The following is a 17,344-nucleotide window of genomic DNA, read 5'->3' as shown; positions in this document are numbered from 1 at the left end:
GCGCCGCCGCCGGCATGCCGCTTAGTGGGGCTTGCCGGAACTGAGCGCGTCGACGGTTTCGTGAAGGCCGCCGTGATCGGGCACGAACTCGGCGCAGACCACCACGCGCACCGGGCCGTCCGGCGGCACCGGCACTGCCACGGCGGCCGTCCAGGCGTCGCGGCCGGCCGTCAGCGAGTGGTGCGGGCCGGCCACGATCACGCGGCCCGGCGTTTCCACGGCGCGTTGCCAGACGGGCAGCCGCGACCAGTTGCTGCCGATTTCGGGAAACAGCGGCGCGAGGCGCGCGGCCTGGGTGGGCGACACGGCGCCCGGCGGGGTGATCGACGGCGCCGGTTGCACGCCGTTCTCGTCGGTCACGAACACATGCCGGATCGCGTGCATGGCCAGCAGCGGTTCGGTCGCAGCCGACAGGTCGCCATTGCCGAGATAGGTGTGCGCGGCGTCCAGCAGGCGGTTTTCGAGTTCCTCGAAACCGGGGCCGGCCGCGAGCGCGCGCTGCGAGCGCTCGGCACGCCGCTCGGCATGACGCTGCCAGGCCGCGTCGACGCGCTGCGTGCCGCCGCGGCTCGCCCGTTCGAGCGAGCCGTCGGGCAGGCCGAACAGGAAGCCCTGCACGAAATCCACGTCGGCATCCATCATCACCTGCAACGCCTGATCGGTTTCGATGCCCTCGGCCAGCACCAGCGCGCCGGCCTGATGCAGCATCGTGACGAGGTGGCGGATGTTGCGTCGCGCGTCGCCGGGCTGCTGCGCGCGCTCGACGAGCGAGCGGTCGAGCTTGACGATGTCGGGGCGCGCCTGCCAGACCCGGTCGAAATTCGAGAAGCCGGTGCCGAAATCGTCGACGGCGATCAGGAAGTCGCGGTGCTGGATGCGGTCGATGGTGCGCGCCAGCGCGGCTTCGTCGCGCACCGGCTGCTCGGTCACTTCGAGCACCACGCGGGTGGGCGGCAGCGCGAAGTGCGCGCACAGCTCGTCGATCGATTCGCGTTGCGCGCTGCCCGAATCGAGCATCTGCGGCATCACGTTGAGGAACAGCCAGCCCTGGCCGGTATCCTGCGCGGCGAAATTCGCGGCGTGCAGGCAGCGCGTCATGCGGTCGAGCAGCGGGGCGTCGTTGCGGGTGTGGGCGAGTGCGAACAGTGCTTCGGGTTCGAGCGATTCGTCGGGCGAGGCATGGGCGCGGACCAGCGCTTCGTGGCCGACGATGCGGCGGTGCGTGATCGACAGGATCGGCTGGAACACGCTGCTCAGGCGCATGCCGCGATAGTTCGCGCACCAGCCGCCGGCGCCGTCTGAAACGAGCAGGCTGACGAGATGTTCAAGCGTCAGTTCGGCGGACGGTGGCATTGCGCGTAGCTTCGGTGAGGCGGACGCGGTGCGATCCGGAGGGGATCGTCGGCGCACCGCACGGTGTCGTATGAAACGTCGGAATAGGCTTGCGGCGCGCTCGAATAGTGGGTTTCCCTGATCTGCGGCGGCTCGCGCTCACGTACTCTACACCGAATGAATGACCACGGAAAATGCCGTACGCCCCGAATTGTGACAGGATTCGCACGGCCCTCGGTACGGTCCCGCACGGCCGAAATCAAGGAGCCTCTGGAATTCGTCGGATTCGCCGGACGCAAACGATTGGAGTGGCGCCGAATCGGCTGAAATGCGTTCGGATGCCGCCGCGTGGCCGGCGTGGATGGCCGGTGCGGAGCGTGGCGCGCCGCCGACAGGTACGGCGCGCCATGACGATTTGCCGGCTCGATGCCGATGATGACGCTCGCGTCGGCGATGCCTGCATGCCGAGCCGACCGAGCCGGTCAGCCGACGCAACCCGCCCCGCATCCCCCTCGCGCCGCTTACCCCAACGGATCGCGCGCCGGCCCGAACCCCGGAATCCGCTTGATCGCGCCGGTGGCGAGCGCGGTGCCGAGCAGCACGACCGCGCAGCCGGCCAGCATCATCGGCGCGACGATCTCGCCGAGAAACAGCGCGCCCCACAGGATGCCGAAGATCGGGATCACGAACGTCACCGTGATCGCGCGCGACGGGCCGACCTTGGCGATCAGGTAGAAGAAGATCAGATAGGCCACGCCCGTGCACAGGATGCCGAGCGCAATCACCGCGCCCCAGGCCTGCGCCGATGCGGGCGCGGCCGGCCACGAGGCGAGCGCGAACGGCACCAGCAGGAACGTCGCGCCGGTCATGGTGCCGGTGGCGTTCAGCAGCGGATCGACGCCGGACAGCTTGCGCTTGGTGTAGTTGGCCGCGATGCCGTACAGCAGCGTCGCGCCGAGCGCGGCGGCCGCGGCCAGCAGCGTGGCCGAGGCGTTCGCGCCACCCGTTGCACCGTCCGGCGCGAACACCTGATCGCCCACCAGCAGCAGCACCCCGCCGAAGCCGATCACCAGCCCGAGCGTGCGCGGCGCCGACAGCCGCTCGCCGAGCCACAGATAGGCAACCAGCGCGGCCCACAGCGGCGCCGTCGCGTTGATGACCGAGGTGATGCCGGCCTGCAGCGTCAGTTCGGCGAACGCGAACAGGCAGAACGGCGCGGCCGAATTGAGCAGGCCGCACACCAGCAGCGGCCAGGCGTGGCGGCGCAGCGTGCGCCAGACGGTAGCCGGGCCGAGCCGCACGAGCGCGAGCACGATCAGGAACAGCGCGCCGAAGCCGACCCGCAGCACCATCAGCGGCGCCACGCCGAATTCGGCGACGCCGACGCGAATGAACAGGAACGATGCGCCCCAGAGCGAGGCAAGCAGGAGCAACAGCGAGAGTTGGCGGGTGGACATGGCGTGGTGGGCAGTGAGCGAGGAATGCGAGGCAGGGTAGCCCCGCCCGCGCGCCCGATGTTACACGCCGGGATGAAACGGCAAGAAGCGGAAAATGGTGCGAGCGAGCTGGCCGTCAGTGCGCGATGTCACCGAGCCGCCGGATCGGCCCTGTTGGAATCCTTGTGCGCGCAGCGATCGGCGGCACGCGCATGACGGCACCGAAGCCTCGCTTCGGCACCCGGCAAGCCGGCCCGCATCGACGATCAATGCCGCCCGTGCCAACCGCCGCCCCAACCGCGCCCGCCCCAGCCCCGTCCACCCCAACCGCCTCCAAACCCGAAGCCGAGCGAGATCGACGGCGCCCAGAAGCCCGAATAGGCCGGGTAGTAGGCCGGGGCCGGATAGGCGGGGTAGTAGGCCGGGTAGGCCGGTGCGACATACGCGGGAGCAGGCGCGGCAACTGGCGCCGGGTAAGTGGAAGCCGGCGCGGCGATCGGCGCGGCTTCGGTCTGCACGGGTGCGGCAGCGTAATAGCCGCCCGGATAGTAGCCGTACGGGTAATAGCAGCCGGCGAGCGAGACGGTGGCGAGGCCGGCGGCGATAAGGATGCGGGTTTTCATGGCGAGCCTCCGCGCGGAGGCGTCCTGGTCGAAGGAAGATACCCGGAGCTTAGGCCTGCGAAAGATGAAACGCTGTGTGAAACGGTAACGGCAGATTTCATCCTGCGCCGAAAACAGGCCGCTTCACACAGCGCCTCCGGCCTTACTTGCCGACCTGATTGCCGATCAGCCCACCGGCGGCCGCGCCGCCCAGCGTCGACAGCGCGCTGCCGCCGATTGCTGCGCCCGCCACGCCGCCCACGCCGGCGCCGATCGCGGTATCGCGTTGGCGCGTGCTCATCGAATCGCAGGCCGACAGGCTTGCGATGGTGGCGATCAGGATGGCGCCGATGCCGGCTCGTCGAATCGCGTTCATGGCTGTGTCCTCGCAGAATGGAAGGGTCGGGGCGCGCGGTGCGTCGATGCAGGCATGTGGCTCACCGGTAGTTCGCATTCGCGCGCGACATTACCAATCTAGGCGAGCGCGCCCGACCTTGCTGTAAGGACTTGTTAAGCCGTTTTGTCCGGCGTAATCAAATGTATCGCGGCGGGCACACGGCTTGCGCTTGCCTGTTGAAAGGCCGTGCGACCATGGCCCGCCGCGAACCGCCTTACTGGCGGTGATAGATCTCGGCGCCGGTCTTCACGAACTCGACGGCCTTGACCTCCATCCCCTTCTTCAGCGCCTCGTTTTCCGTCAGGCCCTGCTTGGCCGCGAAGTCGCGCACGTCCTGCGTGATCTTCATCGAGCAGAAGTGCGGGCCGCACATCGAGCAGAAGTGCGCGACCTTGGCCGAATCCTTCGGCAGCGTCTCGTCGTGGAATTCGCGCGCCTTGTCCGGATCGAGGCCGATGTTGAACTGGTCTTCCCAGCGGAACTCGAAGCGCGCCTTCGACAGCGCGTTGTCGCGCACCTGCGCGCCCGGATGCCCCTTGGCCAGATCGGCCGCGTGCGCCGCGAGCTTGTACGTGATGATCCCTTCCTTCACGTCGGCCTTGTTCGGCAGCCCGAGGTGTTCCTTCGGCGTGACGTAGCAGAGCATCGCCGTGCCGAACCAGCCGATCATCGCCGCGCCGATGCCCGACGTGATGTGGTCGTAGCCCGGCGCGATATCCGTCGTCAGCGGCCCGAGCGTGTAGAACGGCGCTTCGTCGCACCATTCGAGCTGCAGGTCCATGTTTTCCTTGATCAACTGCATCGGCACGTGGCCCGGGCCTTCGATCATCACCTGCACGTCGTGTTTCCAGGCGATCTGCGTCAGTTCGCCGAGCGTCTTCAGTTCGCCGAGCTGCGCTTCGTCGTTCGCGTCGTAGATCGAGCCGGGGCGCAGGCCGTCGCCGAGCGAGAAGCTCACGTCGTAGGCCTTCATGATTTCGCAGATGTCCTCGAAGTGCTCGTACAGGAAGCTCTCCTTGTGATGCGCGAGACACCACTTCGCCATGATCGAGCCGCCGCGCGACACGATGCCGGTCATCCGGTTGGCTGTCAGCGGCACGTATTGCAGGCGCACGCCGGCGTGGATCGTGAAGTAGTCCACGCCTTGCTCGGCCTGCTCGATCAGCGTGTCGCGGAAGATTTCCCAGGTCAGGTCCTCGGCCTTGCCGTTGACCTTTTCCAGCGCCTGGTAGATCGGCACCGTGCCGATCGGCACCGGGCTGTTGCGGATGATCCACTCGCGCGTTTCGTGGATGTGCTTGCCGGTCGACAGATCCATCACCGTGTCGCCGCCCCAGCGGATCGCCCACGTCATCTTGTCGACCTCCTCGCCGATCGACGACGTGACGGCCGAATTGCCGATGTTCGCGTTGATCTTCACGAGGAAGTTGCGGCCGATGATCATCGGCTCCGATTCCGGGTGGTTGATGTTGGCCGGGATGATCGCTCGGCCGCGTGCGATCTCGTCGCGCACGAATTCCGGCGTGATCTCGGTCAGCGCCTGCTCGCCGAACGCGGCGGCGCCGAACGCCTGGCCGCGGTGCTGGCGACCCATCATGGCGGCCAGCTTGGCGCCGTTCGGGCCGCTCGTCTTCAGGCTTTCGAGGTATTCGGCGCGGCGCTGGTTCTCGCGGATCGCGATGTATTCCATTTCCGGCGTGATGATGCCCTGGCGCGCGTAGTGCATCTGCGTGACGTTCCTGCCGGCCGCGGCGCGGCGCGGGTTGCGATGCAGGCCGGGGAAGCGCAGCTCGGCGGTGGCCGGGTCGGCCGCGCGCTCGAGGCCGTATTCGCTCGACAGGCCGTCGAGCGTTTCGGTGTCGCCGCGCGCCTCGATCCAGCCCTGGCGCAGCGCCGGCAGGCCCGAGCGGATGTCGATGGTGGCGTCCGGGTCGGTGTACGGGCCGGACGTGTCGTACACGTAGATCGGCGGATTCTTCTCGCCGCCGAAGCCGGTCGGGGTGTCGGCCTGCGTGATCTCGCGCATCGGCACGCGGATGTCCGGCTGCGAGCCGGTCACGTAGACCTTGCGCGAATTCGGCAGCGGAGCGACGGCGGCGGCGTCGACGCGGGCGTCGGCGGACAGGAACTTCGGATTGGCATTCATGCGTTCATCTCCTGATGTGGGGCGCTAAGCAGGAGACGAAATAGGCGGCAGGCTGGCCGGAAGGACGACGGATGGCGCAAGCCCGTACGCTTCCCTGCGCTGGCATTATCCAGATCAGGTTCAAAGGGTATTTCTCACCCGCGAAGCGCGAAATCCCGAACGCCGGACCGCGCAACGCAGGACCCCCGCGTTAGCAGGCCGAACGATACACCCGGACGGCCGAGGTTTCAACCGGTCGGGATACCGATTGCCGCCGTGGCAGGCCATCGAGGCAGGCCCCTGGCCGCTGGCGGCCGCAAAAATGGTTGGAAAACGCCGGGGGCGATTCGGCGCTGTCGGTCCGGCGTTGGCGGTGGGCGCCGTGGGTTGGCGCTGTCTGGCGCTGTCTGGTGCTGTCGTTTGGCGGCTGATTCCGGTCGTTTGACGACAATTGCCGGGTGGCTGTGTCGCGCCGAAACGTCAGCGCCGCGCATTTCCTGATTGACCCCGAATTTCGTTCGTGGCGTTCATGCATAATGCTTTCGACGCGCTGCCGGTCGCAGCGCTCCCGCGCTGCCGGGCCAGTTCGACTTCCTTCGGTTCCGTTCTCCACGACATGCCGTCCCGCCTGTTTTTCCCTGCCGCTCCGGCTCATTGCCGGCCGCGCGCGCACGCTCGTTCCCTTCGTTCCGATCGCTTCGCGGCGCCGCTCGCCGAGGCCCCGGCCGCGCCGTCGGTGCCGCCCGTGTCTGGCGCGCCTCGACCGTGCCTCGCCTCGTCGTCCGCGCTGATCGCCACGTTCGCGTCGAGCTGAACCATGACCCCGTTCGATCGACTGCTCGCCCTCGCGGGGCGTATCCGCTTCCGTCTGCCCGAAAGCCGAGGCGGGCGCGTCGCGCTGGCCCTCGCGTTCATCTATTTCGTGTGGGGCTCCACGTATCTGGCGCTCCATATCGCACTGGAGGCGTTCCCGCCGCTGTTGCTGTCGGGGATGCGCAACGGCATCGCCGGGATCGGCCTGTTCGTGTTCGCGATGCGCCGCAAGCCGGCGATGCCGTCGCTGATCGAGGTTCGCAACGCGGCGATCGTCGGCACCATGCTGGTGGCCGCGTCGTCGGGGCTGATCGCGCTCGGCATGCGCACCGTCAGCAGCGGCTCGGCGGCCGTGATGGTGGCCACCGTGCCGCTGTTCGCCACCGTGATCGCCGCGATCGCCGGGCGTGCGGTCGCGCGCGGCGAGTGGGTGGCCGTCGGGCTCGGCATGGTCGGCATCGTGATCCTCAATTCGGGCGGGCCGTCCACACCGGGCTCGACGCTCGGCAGCATCTCGGTGCTGTGCGGCGGCCTGTTCTGGGCGGGCGGCGTGCATCTGTCGAGCCGGCTCAAGCTGCCGTCGGACCTGTTCCTCTCGACCGCGCTGCAGATCGGGTTGGGCGGGCTGGCCTCGTCGACCGCGGCGTTCTTCCTCGGCGAGCGCAGCGTGCATTTCGCCGCGCTGCCGACGCTCGCGTTCCTGTACCTGATGATCTTCGGCACGATGATCGCGTATGTGGCGTACGGCTATCTGATCCGCAACACCAGCCCGGTGCTGGCGAGCAGTTGCATGTACGTGAATCCGATCGTCGCCGTGGCGCTCGGCGCGCTGCTGCTCGGCGAGCCGGTGACGACCGCCACGGTGATCGCCACGTTGGCGATTCTCGGCAGCGTGGGCTTGTCGTTCGTCTGCGATCCGGCGCGCAAGCCGGCGCGGTGAGGTGAGGGTGGGTGCTGCCGGCCGGCCGGCGGGACGGTGGCGGGTGGCCTGGGAGCGGCGCGAGCCGTGCGTGACGGGCGGTTCGGGGGCGGGTGTGTTGCGCCGCCAGTGCCGATCGTGCCCCCTGCGCTTGTATCCGTGCCGTCTGCGTCCGCGCAGTGCCCGCAGCGCTCTATCTACACCGCTTGTGCCCGTAATGCCCGCAGCGCTCTATCCGCACCGCCTGCATCCGTAGTACCCGCAGCGCTCCACCCGCGCCGCCTCAATCCGTATGCCGCGCGCCGCGATGATGTATCGCGCCGGCCAGCACCGCGAACGCCAGCCCGACCGCGCACACGCCGCTCCAGCCGGCCAGGTGCCATGCTTCCACGCCGGCCGACGAGCCGAGCGCCCCGCCGATGAAATAGCAGACCATGTAGACCGTGTTGACGCGGCTGCGCGCCTCGGGCTTCAGCGCGTAGATGCGCGACTGGTTCGAGATCTGCGCGGCCTGCACGCCCACGTCGAGCACGATCACGCCGATCACCAGGCCGATCAGGCTGCTCGCCGACACGGCAAAGATCCCGAACGACACCGCCACCAGCCAGATCGACAGCGTGATGACCGCGCGCGGCCCGCGCCGGTCGGCCGACTTGCCCGCATAGGGCGCGGCCAGCGCGCCCGCCGCGCCGACGATGCCGAACAGGCCCGCGATCTGCGGCCCGTAGTGGAACGGCGCGCCGGCCAGCAGCAGCGTGAGCGCGGGCCAGAACGCGCTGAACGCGCCGAACATCGCCGCGCCGGTGGCCGCCGCGTAGCGCAGCCCGCGCAACTCCACGGCCAGATGCCAGAGCGAGGCCAGCAACTGCGGATAGCGCAGCGTCGAGGTGGGCGTGCTGCGCGGCAGCCGCAGCAGCACCGCCACGGCCACCGCCATCAACGCCACCACCGACGCCACGAACACCGCGCGCCAGCCCAGGTATTCGCCGATGAAGCCGGCCGCCGTGCGCGCCAGCAGGATTCCCATCAGCAGCCCGCTCATCACCGTGCCGACCGCCGCGCCGCGCTCGGCCGGCGGCGCGATTTCGGCCGCGAACGGCACGGCCTGCTGCGCGATGGTGCCGAGCACGCCGATCGCCAGGCTGGCCGCGGCCAGCACCGGCAGCGCGGGCGCCGCGGCGGCCACCAGCAGCGCGACCGACAGGCCCGCGATCTGCAGCAGGATCAGCTTGCGGCGGTCGAAGCGGTCGCCGAGCGGTGCGAGCAGCAGCATGCCGGCGGCGTAGCCGAGCTGGGTGGCGGTCGGCACCACGCCGATCCAGTTGGCGTCGGCGGGGAACGCGTTGCGCAGCGCGCCGAGCAGCGGCTGGTTGTAGTAGATGTTGGCGACCGATACGCCCGCGATGGTCGCGAGCAGGAGCAGCAGGCCGCGCGAGTAGTGGCGGTGGGCGTCGGACGGCGAAGCGGCGGAGCGGGATGAGCTGGACATGGCGAGAGCGGATCGAAGCGTGGCGGCGCCGGGGCGATGAGACGCCGTGCGCGCAACGCATGCGCACGCGCCGGCCCGACCGACCGACCGACAAAGGCTGCCGATCATACCGGAGCGGCATGAACTCTGCCGACGCGGCGATCTGGTTGCGCGGTGGCGATTCACGTCTTCCGGTCCAGCGCCTCCCGGTGCCTTTCTGCGCCACGCTGCGAAGTGCCGAGTGTCGAGTGTCGAGTGCCGAGTGCCGAGTGCCGAAGTGCCGAAGTGCCGAAGTGCCGAAGTGCCGAAACCCCGAACCCCCCCCGCCCGTCAGTCGATCAGCGCCCCCGCCGCGTCATAAAACGGGTGCGGCCCATCACTCTCCTCGACATAGACATGATGAGTAACCAGCCCCTCGGCCGGATCGTAGCGATGCACGGCGAAGGCCGGCGGCTCGATCGCGAACGCGGGCGCCGCGTCGCGGCGCAGGTCGAACGCCACCTGATGGGCCGGCGCGGGCACCGTCGACGCGATGGTGCCGCCGAAGCGCGCGAACAGCGTGCGATGCACATGCCCGCACAACACACGCTCGACGTTGGCGTGGCGACGCAGCAGCACATCGAGGCGGCGCGACGCCTCGGGGTCGAGCCGTTGGCGATCCATGTGATCGATGCCCGAGGCGAACGGCGGATGATGCAGCGCGACGATCACCGGGCGCCGCGCGGCCGCGTCGAGTTCGTCGGCGAGCCAGCCGAGCCGCGCCGGGCACAGCGTGCCGCCGCTCACGCCGGGCGTCTGCGAATCGAGCGCGATCAGGCGCAGCGGGCCGAGATCGAGCGCGTACTGCACGAATTCGCCGCCCTGCAGTTCGGCGCGCTCGTCGAACACGCGCCGCAGCGCGCCGCGTTCGTCGTGATTGCCGATCAGCAGGTAATACGGAATTTCGAGCGGCGCGAGCAGCCGTTTCAGGTGCTGGTATTCCTCGTCGTGACCGAAATCGGTCAGGTCGCCGGTGATGAGCACGGCGTCGGGGCGCGGCGCGAGCGCGTTCAGGCGCGCGATGGTGCGCGCGAGGCTGGCCGCGGTATCGACGCGACGGTAGGCGAGCGCGCCCGGGCGCTTGATGTGCAGGTCGCTGATCTGGGCGAGCAGCATGGTGTGTCCTGGGGTGTGGCGAAGTGGAATCAGGGGAGTGCGATCAGGCCTTGGGCGGCGATCGTCAGGCCGACGGCCGTGCCGCGCGCGAGCGCGATGCGCCCGGGCACGTCGATCACGACCGCATCGGGCGCCGCATGTTCGATGGTCAGCCGGGTGCGTTCGCCGAGAAACGCGCAGGCCGCCACCAATCCGCGCAGATGCGTGGCGGGATCGTCGGGATCGGCCAGTTGAGCGTCCTCGGGGCGGAAAAACAGTTCGGTGGCCGGGCGAACGCCGGGCACCGCGCCGCCGGCCGTGTGCAGCGCGCCGTCGCGCCAAACGCCCGCGAGCCGGTTCAGCGTGCCGATGAACTGCGCGACCGTGCGGTTGGCCGGCTGGTAGTAGATCTCGCGCGGCGTGCCGATCTGCTCGATGCGGCCCGCGCCCATCACCACGATGCGGTCGCCCAGCTCCATCGCCTCGGCCTGATCGTGCGTCACGTAGACGGTCGTCACGCCCAGCTCGCGCAGCAGCGCGTTCATGTCGCGGCGCAGCGTGTCGCGCAGCTTCGCGTCGAGCGCCGTCAGCGGCTCGTCGAGCAGCAGCACGCGCGGACGCACCGCCAGCGCGCGGGCCAGCGCGACGCGCTGGCGCTGGCCGCCCGACAGTTCGGTCACCGGTTTTTCGGCGTGCGCGGTCAGTTGCATCATCGCGAGCAGCTCGTCGACGCGCGCGCGCAGCGTGGCCGAATCGGTGCGGCGGATCTTCAGGCCGTAGCCGACGTTGCCGCGCACCGACAGGTTCGGGAACAGCGCGTAGTTCTGGAACACCATGCCCACCTGGCGGCGCTCGATCGGCAGCGCGGTCACGTCCTTGTCGCCGAACGCGATCGTGCCGCCCGCGTCGGGCGTGTCGAGGCCGGCGATCAGGCGCAGCGTGGTGGTCTTGCCGCAACCGGACGGGCCGAGCAGCACCACTGTCTCGCCCGCGCCGATCGCCAGATCGAGCGGTTCGAGCACGCGCGTGGCGCGGAAGGTCTTGGCGCAGCGCGTCAGCGTGACGGGGATCGAATCGAGCTTCATCGGCGGGCAGTGCAGGGGAGGCAGGGGAGCATGGGTTGCATTCAGGCGGACGGCTCGCGCGATCGAGGCGATCGGGTCGACGCGCTCGACGCGTCGCCCACGCGCGTGCCGGTCGCATCGACGCCGAGCCATTGCATCGCCACCAGCAGCGGCAGCGTCATCAGCAGGAACAGGATCGTGTAGGCGCTGCCGACCTCGATGCGCAACGACGCGTAGGTATCGGCCAGCCCGACCGGCAGCGTCTTGGTGTCGGGCGTGTGCAGCATCCAGGTCAGGTTGAATTCGCCGATCGACAGCGTCAGCACGGCCAGCGCGCCGGCCACGATGCCGGGGCGCAGGTTCGGCAGCACGATGGTCGCGAAGCGCGTCGGGAACGATGCGCCGAGGCTGGCCGCGCCTTCCTCCAGCGTGCGCAGGTCGGCGCGCGCGGCCACCGCCGCCACGGCACGCACCATGAACGGCAGCGTGAACACCACATGCCCGGCGACGATGAACCACAGGCTGGTGCGGAACGCCGTGAAGCCGCCGTACACGCCCAGCAGCGCGAGCGCCGACGCCAGCCCCGGCAGCGCGACCGGCAGCACCAGCGCTTCCTCGACCAGCCGCGCCGCGCGATGGCGGCTGCGCGCCAGCGCGTAGGCGGCCGGCACGCCGGTGGCGAGCGTGACGGCCAGCGTGGCCGCCGCCACTTCGAGCGAGAGGAACACCGAGTCGTGATACTGCGTCCACACCTGGCCGAGCCAGCGCAGCGTGAGGCCGCTCGACGGCCCGCGCAAATAATTGACGGTCAACCCGGCCAGCACCGACATCGCCACCGGCACCAGCAGGAACGCGCACAGCGCGAGCGTGACGGCCCATTGCACGCCGGCCGCGACGGCACGGCCTGATGGCAGATGCGGCAGATGCGGCAGACGCGGCAGCCGCCGTCCGAGACGAGCCGCGCAATGTTGCGTGGATCGCGGCGCGTTCATGCCGCCGCCGCCGTCTGGCCGGTCAGGCTGCGCGCCACGGCCAGCACTGCCCACGTCACCAGGCCGAGCACGATCGACAGGCCCGCCGCCGTCGCCACGTTCGCGTTCAGCGTGAACTCGGTGTAGATCGTCATCGGCAGCACGTCGAGCTCGGTGGCCAGCGTGAACGCCGTGCCGAACGCGCCCATCGAGGTGGCGAAGCAGATCGCGCCCGAGGCGATCAGGCCCGGCGCGAGCGCGGGCAGCACGATGTCGATGAACACGCGCCACGGCGACGCGCCGAGCGAGCGCGCCGCTTCCTCCAGCGACGGATCGAGCTTCGAGGCCGCCGCGATCACCGTGACGATCACGCGCGGAATCGAGAAATACAGGTAGCCGACGAACAGGCCCGCCACCGAATAGGCGAACACCCAGCGGTCGCCGGTCAGCCTGGCCGACAGCACGCCGATCAGGCCTTGCCGCCCGGCCAGCATGATCACCATGAAGCCCACCACCACGCCCGGAAACGCCAGCGGGAAGGTCAGCAGCGCGACCAGCAGGCGCTTGCCGGCGAAGCGGCGGCGCGCGAGCAGCAGCCCCGACGCGGTCGCCAGCGCCAGCGTCAGCGCCGTGACCGCGGCCGACAGCGCGACCGTCGAGGCCAGGCTCGTCATGTAGCGCGCGTTGCCGAGCAGCGCGAGATAGGTGGCCACCAGATCGTCGCCGGCCGACACGCGCGCGAGCACCGCCATCGGCAGCAGCCAGAACGCCGCGAACACCGCGAGCGCCGGTGCGACCAGCGCGATGCGCCAGCCAGCGGGGAACGTGAGATCGCGCATCGTGTGGTCTCGCTCCGCCCGCTTACCGCAGCGCCTGCAGGTACTGCTGGCCGAACGCCTGCTGGCTCGCCGCCAGCTTGTTCAGGTCGACCTTCTTCGCACGTGCGTAGTCGCTTGCCGGCAGGAATTTCGCGGCCGCCGCCGGGCTGATCGTCTGCGCGCGCACCGGGCGCACGTAGGCATCGGCCCATTGCTTCTGGCCGTCGTCGGACAGCACGAAATCGAGCACCTTCCGGCCGTTCGCCGCGTGCGGCGCGTTCTTCACCAGGCTCATCACGTAGGGCACCGTGATCGTGCCCTCGGCCGGGATCACGAACGCCACGTTGGCGCGGTCCTTGTATTCGGCGCGATAGGCGTCGAAATCGTAGTCGATCAGGATCGGGATCTCGCCCGACAGCACGCGTGCGTAGGACGTTTGCTTCGGCACGATCGGCCGGTTCGCCCTGAGCTTGCGGAACCAGTCGAGCGCGGGCGCGAAGTTGTCGAGCGAGCCGCCGAGCGCCTGATTGACCGCCACCGCGCCCACGTAGCCGACGAACGCGCTGGACGGATCGAGGTAGCCGACCATCCCCTTGTACTCGGGCTTGAGCAGGTCGGCCCACGAGCGCGGCACCGGCCGGCCGTCGAGCGCGTCCTTGTTGACGAAGAAGCCCAGCGTGCCCGAATGGATCGCGAACCAGTAGCCTTGCGGATCTTTCATGTCGGCGGGGATCTGATCCCAGTGCGCCGGCTTGTACGGCTCGACCAGGCCCCGGGCCTTGGCCTGCATCGCCGCCGACACGCCGAGGTACACCACGTCCGCCACCGGGCTTTTCTGCTCCGCGATCAGTTGCGCGAGCGCCTGGCCCGAGTTCTTGTTGTCGGCCGGCACGCGAATGCCCGTTTTCTGCCGGATCGCCGCGATCTGCGCCGCCCAGTCGGCCCATTCGGGCGGGCAGTTGTAGCAGATCGCGGTGTCGTCATCGCGCGCGGCAGCCGGTGTGATCGCAACCAGCGAACCGAGCGCGGCCAGGGCCGCCAGCGCGCAAGCGGCGCGGCGCAGCGCGGTCGACAGCGCGCGCGGGAAGCGTGGGCGAAACATCAAGCAAGTCTCCTGACGGGGGCGAGGGCGTCGGTATGCTGGGCGACATGCGCTGCCGAGGACGGGGCGGGGGGCGGTACGTGCCGCGCGCTCGATGCGTGGCGGCAGCGGACGCCGCCGTGTGCCGGGATCGGCCCGATCGGTATGGATACCGAAGTGAAACGACGGCGCGAATCGGGCCGGTGGGTTGGACGGGGCGAGCGGGGCACGGTGAACATCGGGCTGCGGCTTCAGGCGTTCGGCGCCGCGTTGCCGGCGTCGGCGTTCGTGGCGATGCCCACCTCCACGTCGGTGGCGCGGCGCGGCAGCCGCGCCGCCGGCGTGCCGGGCAGCGTGGCGATCGAGCCGCCGTCGCGCAGCGTGTGCGGCAGCGTGAGCGCCGGCTTCTCGTGGGTATTGCCGGCCAGCCGTTCGGCCAGCCGCCGCCAGGCCGAGCGCCCGATCTCGCGGTTCGGCGAGGCGACGCTCGCCAGCGACGGCGCGAGCAGTTCGCCGATCGCCAGGCCGTCGAAGCCGAGCACCGAGAAATCGTCGGGCACGTTGAAATTCGCGCCGCGCAGGCCGCGCATGACCACCATCGCGAGCAGGTCGTTGCTGCAGAAAATCGCGGTCGGGCGGGTGGCTTCCGAGGTCAGGTGCGCGAGCACCGCGTCGGGCAGGACCGGCGCGTTGAAGTCCACCTCGAGCACCGGCAGCGGCGTCAGGCCGTGATCGGCGAGCGCCTGCGTGTAGCCGAGGTGGCGCTGCTTGGCGCGATCCGACGCCGACAGCGAGCCGGCCAGCATCAGCACGCGGCGATGGCCGCGCGCGATCAGCCGGCTCACGCCGTCGTAGGCCGCGAGCCGGTTGTCCACCGCCACCGACGGGCGGTGCGGCGTGTCGTTGTGCATCAGCACGTAGAGCTGGCCATCCGCGTCGAGCGCATCGAGCAGCGGGTGGGCGTGCGCGTCCGCGACCGTCAGGATCAGCCCTTCGACGCGCTGCGAGCGCAGCGTTTCGATCGCATGCCGTTCGCGTGCCGTGTCATACTCCGTGCTCATCACGATCAGCTTGAAGCCGGCCTGCGAGGCGAGTTCGTCCAGCCCTTGCAGGCACTCCGCGAACACCGGGTTCGCGAGCGTCGGCAACATCACCCCCACCAACTGCGTGCGTTCGCTGCGCAACTGGCGGCCAAGCGGGTTCGGGCGGAACTGCAGCGTGTCGATCGCCGCCCGGATGGTCGCCAGCGTGCCGGGGCTGACGGTGTGCGGCGCATTGATCGCGCGCGACACCGTCGCGATCGAAAAACCGGACAGGGCTGCCACATCCTTGATGGTCGAAGTCATGGAATCTCGCGGATGTAAACGTTTACATTGTCGATTATCGGCAGCGATTGTGACGCTTCCGTGACGGCCGGCCGATCCTTGCGCGCTGTTGTTTTTGCGCCGCTACATGGATGGCGGCAGAGCGCTGCGAAGTCGTGCCGGACCAGTGGTAGAATGCGGACCGCCCTTTCAGCCGGGGTGATGAAATTGGTAGACATAGCGGACTTAAATGATTGAGTGCCCGGTCGGAAACGGCTGGTGCAGAACCCCTCAAATTCGGTGAAACCCCTGGCGCGCAACGGTGTGCCGAGGCAACGCCGAGCCAAGCCCGATTGTCGCGTGCGCGACGCTCGGGAAGGTGTAGAGACTAGACGGGGGGCGCCTAAGGTCACGCGTGCGGGTTACGCGCGCAGACGACGGCGAAGGCATAGTCCAGCGCACGAACGGCCGCGTCAAGCGTAGCCGGCTTTGAAAGAAGCAGTGTGACGAAAATCCGCCGCCTTGATTGGCTTGCCGGTTCGAGTCCGGTCCCCGGCACCAGATCGCAGTTCGAAGCGCATCGATGAAGTTCAGAAACCCGTGAAAGCGTCAGGCTTCACGGGTTTTTTATATGTGTCACTGGCAGCGGAGCGTGAAAAAAGGGATGGGCCCGAAAGAAGCTCGCCGCAGGCGTGGACCCAGGGGAGGCCAAAAAGGCGGACAAGCGCGCAGCGGTATTAGCGGCCTCTAACTCGTTCGAATCCGTCGCTCCGAGCGCCTAGACTTGGAGGTTTCCGGCCTTAAGGTGTGCGAGCCGGAACTCGCGCGGCGTCAGATCGCTCAGCGAACTGTGCGGTTTGAATTCGTTGTAATCCTGCCGCCAGTGCTCGATCTTTTCCCGGGCATCATCCAGTGACGTTCAAACATTCGTCCCGCAAGCTACCGTTGAACGATTCGATGAACGGATTATCCGTGGGTTTGCCAGGGCGTGAGAAGTTCAAGGTCACACCGCTTTCATACGCCCAGTGATCCAATGTGTGTGTGATGAACTCGCTGCCGTTATCGACCTGTATGCGTTTTGGTGTGCCACGAAGCGATTTCAGATGTTTCATCGTAGCGACGACATCGGCTGCCTTCAAGGCGTAATCGACCGTGATCGCCACGCTCTCCCGACTAAAATTATCGGCCACAGTTAAGGCGCGGATTTTTTGCCCGTTGAACAGCTGATCGGCCACGAAGTCCATGCTCCAGCACGTGTTGACGGTAGAGATTTCCGGCCGCTCCATGCGGTGCGCGGCGGCCACGCGCCGGCGCGGCCGCTTGCGCCGCAAATTCAGCTTTTCCTCGCAGTAGATCCGATACGTCTTCTTGTGACTGATTAGCCAGCCTTCGCGTCGCAACAAGACGTGGATGCGCTCTACACCATATCGAATCCGGGTTTCGGCAATTTCCCGGATGCGTTGGTGTTTGGCGCGGTCGTCACGTGGATTAGGCTGAGAAAAATACGTGATCTGACGCAACTGCAATACGCTACGCGATAGGCCTGGATCGAGAAGTCAGCCAGCGCGCGTTTGCGCGCCGGCTTCATAGCTTTTTTTGCACCACCTCCTGCAGCATCTGCTTGTCCAGGCTGAGGTCGGCCACCACGCGCTTGGGTCGGGCCTTTTCCTCTTCCAGTTGCTTCAGGCGCCGTAGCTCCGACACGCCGAGGCCGCCATACCTCTTTTCCGGTTGTAGAACGTGGCCTCTGCCCATCTTCCGGCACACTTCCGTGACCGTGGTGCCCAGTTCGGCCTACTTCAACGCGAAGGCAATCTGCTCTTCCGTGTCCCTCGATTTCTTCATGCAAACCTCCCGCCCGTCAGGACTTCAAATTTGCC

General features: G+C 68.5%; 13 protein-coding genes, 2 pseudogenes and 1 riboswitch. Of the genes and pseudogenes, 2 read left to right on the top strand and 13 right to left on the bottom strand.

The window, feature by feature from the left end; genetic code table 11:
• Window positions 1–21: 21 nt before the first annotated feature.
• The 5 genes from AB4851_RS30310 to thiC form a co-directional block, all read right to left on the bottom strand.
• A complete protein-coding gene (locus AB4851_RS30310; protein WP_414450045.1) occupies window positions 22–1,353 on the bottom strand; it encodes an EAL domain-containing protein in 1,332 nt (443 codons plus the stop codon).
• Window positions 1,354–1,853: 500 nt separating this feature from the next.
• Window positions 1,854–2,789 carry a DMT family transporter gene (locus AB4851_RS30305; protein ID WP_414450044.1) on the bottom strand — a complete coding sequence of 312 codons (936 nt, stop codon included), beginning with the start codon at window positions 2,787–2,789 and terminating at the stop codon, window positions 1,854–1,856.
• A gap of 245 nt (window positions 2,790–3,034) precedes the next feature.
• Complete coding sequence (locus AB4851_RS30300; RefSeq protein WP_414450043.1) at window positions 3,035–3,391, bottom strand: hypothetical protein; 357 nt, start codon at window positions 3,389–3,391, stop codon at window positions 3,035–3,037.
• Window positions 3,392–3,533: 142 nt separating this feature from the next.
• A complete protein-coding gene (locus AB4851_RS30295; RefSeq protein WP_414444367.1) occupies window positions 3,534–3,746 on the bottom strand; it encodes a glycine zipper 2TM domain-containing protein in 213 nt (70 codons plus the stop codon).
• A 235-nt stretch (window positions 3,747–3,981) separates the two neighbouring features.
• The gene (gene thiC, locus AB4851_RS30290; protein WP_414444368.1) at window positions 3,982–5,913 is read right to left on the bottom strand and encodes a phosphomethylpyrimidine synthase ThiC; all 1,932 of its coding nucleotides are present in this window, start codon (window positions 5,911–5,913) and stop codon (window positions 3,982–3,984) included.
• 73 nt (window positions 5,914–5,986) lie between these two features.
• Window positions 5,987–6,110, bottom strand: a riboswitch (TPP riboswitch).
• A gap of 599 nt (window positions 6,111–6,709) precedes the next feature.
• On the opposite strand from thiC, the gene AB4851_RS30285 reads away from it, so the two are divergent.
• Window positions 6,710–7,645, top strand: coding sequence for an EamA family transporter (locus AB4851_RS30285; RefSeq protein WP_414444370.1), 936 nt, complete (start codon window positions 6,710–6,712; stop codon window positions 7,643–7,645).
• Window positions 7,646–7,907: 262 nt separating this feature from the next.
• On the opposite strand, the gene AB4851_RS30280 is transcribed toward AB4851_RS30285, so the two are convergent.
• The 7 genes from AB4851_RS30280 to AB4851_RS30250 all read right to left on the bottom strand — a co-directional run bounded on the left by AB4851_RS30280 (window position 7,908) and on the right by AB4851_RS30250 (window position 15,506).
• Window positions 7,908–9,113, bottom strand: coding sequence for an MFS transporter (locus AB4851_RS30280; protein WP_414444371.1), 1,206 nt, complete (start codon window positions 9,111–9,113; stop codon window positions 7,908–7,910).
• Window positions 9,114–9,422: 309 nt separating this feature from the next.
• Window positions 9,423–10,247 carry a phosphodiesterase gene (locus tag AB4851_RS30275; RefSeq protein ID WP_414450042.1) on the bottom strand — a complete coding sequence of 275 codons (825 nt, stop codon included), beginning with the start codon at window positions 10,245–10,247 and terminating at the stop codon, window positions 9,423–9,425.
• Window positions 10,248–10,276: 29 nt separating this feature from the next.
• Window positions 10,277–11,311, bottom strand: a complete 1,035-nt coding sequence (locus AB4851_RS30270; protein WP_414450041.1) for an ABC transporter ATP-binding protein — start codon at window positions 11,309–11,311, stop codon at window positions 10,277–10,279.
• A gap of 41 nt (window positions 11,312–11,352) precedes the next feature.
• Window positions 11,353–12,282 carry an ABC transporter permease gene (locus tag AB4851_RS30265; RefSeq protein WP_414450040.1) on the bottom strand — a complete coding sequence of 310 codons (930 nt, stop codon included), beginning with the start codon at window positions 12,280–12,282 and terminating at the stop codon, window positions 11,353–11,355.
• Entirely contained in the window at window positions 12,279–13,100 is an 822-nt protein-coding gene (locus AB4851_RS30260; RefSeq protein WP_414450039.1) for an ABC transporter permease, read from the bottom strand. Before AB4851_RS30260 ends, AB4851_RS30265 begins: the two co-directional genes overlap by 4 nt.
• Before the next feature lie 22 nt (window positions 13,101–13,122).
• Window positions 13,123–14,181: an ABC transporter substrate-binding protein gene (locus AB4851_RS30255; RefSeq protein ID WP_414450038.1), complete on the bottom strand. Its 1,059-nt coding sequence runs from the start codon at window positions 14,179–14,181 to the stop codon at window positions 13,123–13,125.
• A 230-nt stretch (window positions 14,182–14,411) separates the two neighbouring features.
• Entirely contained in the window at window positions 14,412–15,506 is a 1,095-nt protein-coding gene (locus AB4851_RS30250; RefSeq protein ID WP_414450037.1) for a substrate-binding domain-containing protein, read from the bottom strand.
• Between the two features lie 591 nt (window positions 15,507–16,097).
• Between AB4851_RS30250 and AB4851_RS30245 the strand changes: the two are divergent.
• A pseudogene (locus AB4851_RS30245) lies at window positions 16,098–16,234 on the top strand (integrase); the annotation flags it as partial.
• A gap of 8 nt (window positions 16,235–16,242) precedes the next feature.
• On the opposite strand, the pseudogene AB4851_RS30240 reads toward AB4851_RS30245, so the two are convergent.
• Window positions 16,243–17,252: pseudogene (locus AB4851_RS30240) on the bottom strand (IS3 family transposase).
• Window positions 17,253–17,344: the final 92 nt, after the last annotated feature.

It is taken from the genome of Burkholderia sp. 22PA0099, assembly GCF_047497165.1.
Lineage (GTDB): Bacteria > Pseudomonadota > Gammaproteobacteria > Burkholderiales > Burkholderiaceae > Burkholderia.
This window is presented reverse-complemented; position numbering and strand designations above follow the sequence as displayed.